We start from the raw sequence: 3,580 nt of genomic DNA, 5'->3' as shown, positions 1-3,580 counted from the left end.
CCGAGCAGGTGCTCGGTGGCGAGCTGCTGCAGGCGGACGAAGCCGAAGCCCTTGCCGCCGAGGTACACGTCGGTGTCGAAGTCCTCGTACGCCGAGCGGTCGGCCAGCAGGTCGTCGTACGACTCGCCCTCGTTGAGCGTCGGCTGCGCGAGCTCGAGCACCTTGGCGGCCTCGAGGGCCTCCTGCACCTCGGGGTCGGCGCGGAAGGCCGCGGCGCGCTCCTTGAGCAGCAGGTAGGTGTTCATGTTGGCCGAGACCGAGTCCCAGACGCCCGTCTCGTCCTCGGTGCGCGAGGGCTTGTAGTCGAAGTGACGAGGACCGTCGTACGCGGGAACGCCACCGGGGCCGCCGTTCTCGAGCAGGTCGACGAGCGCGAAGGCGTTGTGCAGGTCGCCGTGACCGAAGACGAGGTCCTGGTCGTACTTGATGCCGCGCTGACCGTTGAGGTCGATGTGGTAGAGCTTGCCGTGGTACAGCGCCTGCGCGATGCCGGCGGCGAAGTTCAGGCCCGCCATCTGCTCGTGGCCGACCTCGGGGTTCAGGCCCACGAGCTCGGGGCGCTCGAGCGAGTCGATGAACGCCAGCGCGTGGCCGAGGGTCGGCAGCAGGATGTCGCCGCGGGGCTCGTTGGGCTTCGGCTCGATCGCGAAGCGGATGTCATAGCCCTTGTCGGTGACGTAGTCGCCGAGCAGGTTCACGGCCTCGCGGTAGCGCTCGAGCGCCTGGCGGATGTCCTTCGCGGAGTCGTACTCGGCGCCCTCGCGGCCGCCCCACATGACGAACGTCTTGGCGCCGAGCTCGGCGGCGAGGTCGAGGTTGCGCAGCACCTTGCGGAGCGCGAAGCGGCGCACCTGGCGATCGTTCGACGTGAAGCCGCCGTCCTTGAAGACGGGGGCCGAGAAGAGGTTGGTCGTCACCATCGGCACGATCACGCCGGTGTCGGCGAGAGCGCCCTTCAGGCGATCGATCTGCGTCTGGCGCTCGGCATCCGTGGATCCGAAGGCGAACAGGTCGTCGTCGTGGAACGTCAGTCCGTAGGCGCCGAGCTCGGACAGCTTCTCGACCGCGTGCACGACGTCGAGTGCCGGGCGAGTCGGGCCACCGAACGGGTCGGCACCGTTGTAGCCGATCGTCCAGAGTCCGAACGAGAACTTGTCATCGCGTGTGGGGGTGGGCATTCCTGCTCCTTCGCATGGAGACGCACGAGTGCGCGGTGACGCACGGCGGGTTTGTTGGTGCTCACAACATATACCCCGGATGCCACGGCGTCCAGCCCCGAAGGCCCACCTCGGCATATACTGACTTATATATCGAGAGGAGCCACCCATGGCAGTCACCAGCGTCGATCTCGATCCACGACTTCTCGAACGCGCGCGTCTCGTAACCGGCGAGCCGTCCAACCGCGCGGTGCTCGACCTCGCCCTGCGTCGGCTCATCGCGTCGAAGCAGAAAGACGCGATGATCGCCGGAATCGCCGGGCTCACCGACCTCGAAGCCGAACTGGATTCCCCCGTCACCACTCCGACCCCGTGACGGACTACCTGGTCGACAACTCGGTCTGGGCACGCTTGGCTTCGGGCGACCCCGCCATTCGAACGCGGCTCGACAGAATCGCGCGGTCCCCGTCGGACCTCTTCGTCACGTGCCCACCCCAGGTGCTGGAGTTCTGCCACAGTGCCCGTTCGCCCGAGGAGCATGCGCACTACCTCGAGCAGATATCGCTCGGCTTCCCGCTGGAACGCGCTCCCGACGAGTCACTCACCGTCGGCATCCAATCCGCTCTCTGGAACGCCGGACTCGTACGCGCGGCGGGCACCGTGGACATCCTGATCGCCGCGTACGCGATCGCCAACGACGCGACCATTCTCAGCGCTGACCACGACTTCGACCACATCGCCGCCGTGAGCGACCTCGCGCACGAATTCGTCGCTCCGACACTCTGACGCGCCCGCCTCAGCGCCCGAGCGCCGCGTCCACGACCGCGAACACCGCCGGATCCCATGTCAACGCACGCTCCCACGGCAGACCGAAGGCCTCGGCGAAGAAGATGCTGTGCACGTGATCGGGGAACGAGTGCCGCTCGACCTCCGGGAGCACCGCGGCCGGCACCTCGTCGGCCCGACCGCTCGTGAGCGAAACGAGTCCGTCGTGCGGCCAGAGCTGCGCCGGCTCGCTCGCCGCCGAGAAGTACCCCGCACCGATCGCCGTCACCGGGATGCCGTCGAGCACCCCCGCCTGCGCGTCGTTCCAGCCGCGCAGGAACCGGCGGGAGACCTCCGCTGCGGCGCCCTGCGAGTTGGCATCCGCGTAGGGCCGCACCTCGGCGAAGATCTGCAGCGTCGCGGGGTCACCGTGCGCGTCGGCCTCGGTGATCTCATCGTCGAGCAGGTCGCCGAGGACCGAACCGTCCCACGGGGTGCCGAGCGTCACGAGACGTTCGACCCGCGGGCCGTCGCTGGCGAGCTCGCGGATCGCGGCGCGCGAGAACAGCCCGCCCATCGAGTACCCGACGAGGTCGACGCTGCCCACACCCTCCGTGGCGGCGAGATGACGAAGGAACCCGGCGAGTGCCACGCCCGCGTCGTCGACGCGACCGACCGCGTTGATCGTCACCTCGGCGGGCAGCACGACCGGCACGTCGGCGAAGCCCTGCCACCCGGCATCCTCCCGCACCTCCCCCGCCCCGATCCGCGCCGGCGCGGTGAAGACGCGGATGCCACGGGCGAGGAAGTGCGCGCGGAGCGCGGTCATCGTGTTGCCCGCGGCCAGACCCGACGCCGCGGCGTGCTCGGTGTCGGTGTACGGGGTGACGGCGGCACCGCCGGAGACGAGGACGACGGCATCGGTCATGGCGCTCAGATTACCGACCCGCGCATTCACGTTGAGTGTCCAGAACACGCCGCAACGCTTCGCCCCGTTACGGCGTGTCTTGGACAGTCACCGATGTCGCGCGGCGCAGCGCGGCGGGCGCGGCGCAGCGCGACGCGGCGGGCGCGGGTGGCGCGGGTGGCGCGCCGCGTCAGTTCGGCAGCGCGTCCTCGATCGCGGCGATGACCTCGGGGGCGTCCGGCAGCGTGCGCGGGCTGAAACGAGTCACGCGACCGTCGGGCGCGACGACGAACTTCTCGAAGTTCCACGAGATGCGGCCCTTCTTGCCCTCGGCATCCGGGGTCTGCGTGAGCTCCTGGTAGAGCGGGTGCGCGTGGCGCCCGTTGACCTTGACCTTCTCCGACATCGGGAAGGTCACACCCCACGTCGCCGAGCAGTACTCCGCGATCTTCTCTTCGTCGCTCAGCTCCTGCAGGAACTGGTTGCTCGGGAAGCCGATGACCGTGAACCCGCGGTCCGCGTACTTCTTGTGCAGCGCCTCGAGCGCCTCGTACTGCGGCGCGAGACCGCACCGCGAAGCGACGTTGACGACGAGCGCCGCCTTGCCGTCGGTGAGGCCACCGAAGGTCGTCTGCTCGCCGCGGATGGTCGTGATCGGGATGCCGGAGAGGTCCATACATCGATCCTGGCACCGCCCGCTTTGCCCGGGGTGGGAATGCGGTCACGACTTCGCCGCCCATAAACGCGATCG

5 protein-coding genes are annotated in these 3,580 nt (G+C 69.0%); 2 read left to right on the top strand and 3 right to left on the bottom strand.

Going from position 1 to position 3,580, the window contains the following annotated elements; genetic code table 11:
* The coding region (gene xylA / locus P2P98_RS06535) for a xylose isomerase (RefSeq protein ID WP_275798309.1) at positions 1 to 1,178 on the bottom strand (1,178 nt) is incomplete at its 3' end.
* A 148-nt stretch (positions 1,179 to 1,326) separates the two neighbouring features.
* Between xylA and P2P98_RS06530 the strand changes: the two genes are divergently transcribed.
* Both P2P98_RS06530 and P2P98_RS06525 read left to right on the top strand, forming a co-directional pair.
* The gene (locus tag P2P98_RS06530; protein ID WP_275798299.1) at positions 1,327 to 1,533 is read left to right on the top strand and encodes a type II toxin-antitoxin system VapB family antitoxin; all 207 of its coding nucleotides are present in this window, start codon (positions 1,327 to 1,329) and stop codon (positions 1,531 to 1,533) included.
* The gene (locus tag P2P98_RS06525; protein ID WP_275798297.1) at positions 1,530 to 1,943 is read left to right on the top strand and encodes a PIN domain-containing protein; all 414 of its coding nucleotides are present in this window, start codon (positions 1,530 to 1,532) and stop codon (positions 1,941 to 1,943) included. The genes P2P98_RS06530 and P2P98_RS06525 overlap by 4 nt, the downstream gene beginning before the upstream one ends.
* A 10-nt stretch (positions 1,944 to 1,953) precedes the next feature.
* Here P2P98_RS06525 and P2P98_RS06520 read toward each other — a convergent pair whose 3' ends face one another.
* The gene (locus P2P98_RS06520) at positions 1,954 to 2,850 is read right to left on the bottom strand and encodes an alpha/beta hydrolase (protein WP_275798295.1); all 897 of its coding nucleotides are present in this window, start codon (positions 2,848 to 2,850) and stop codon (positions 1,954 to 1,956) included.
* Positions 2,851 to 3,019: 169 nt separating this feature from the next.
* A complete protein-coding gene (locus P2P98_RS06515; RefSeq protein ID WP_058597352.1) occupies positions 3,020 to 3,505 on the bottom strand; it encodes a glutathione peroxidase in 486 nt (161 codons plus the stop codon).
* Positions 3,506 to 3,580: the final 75 nt, after the last annotated feature.

Origin of the sequence: Microbacterium sp. Kw_RZR3, from assembly GCF_029222405.1 — a bacterium.
Lineage (GTDB): Bacteria > Actinomycetota > Actinomycetes > Actinomycetales > Microbacteriaceae > Microbacterium.
This window is presented reverse-complemented; position numbering and strand designations above follow the sequence as displayed.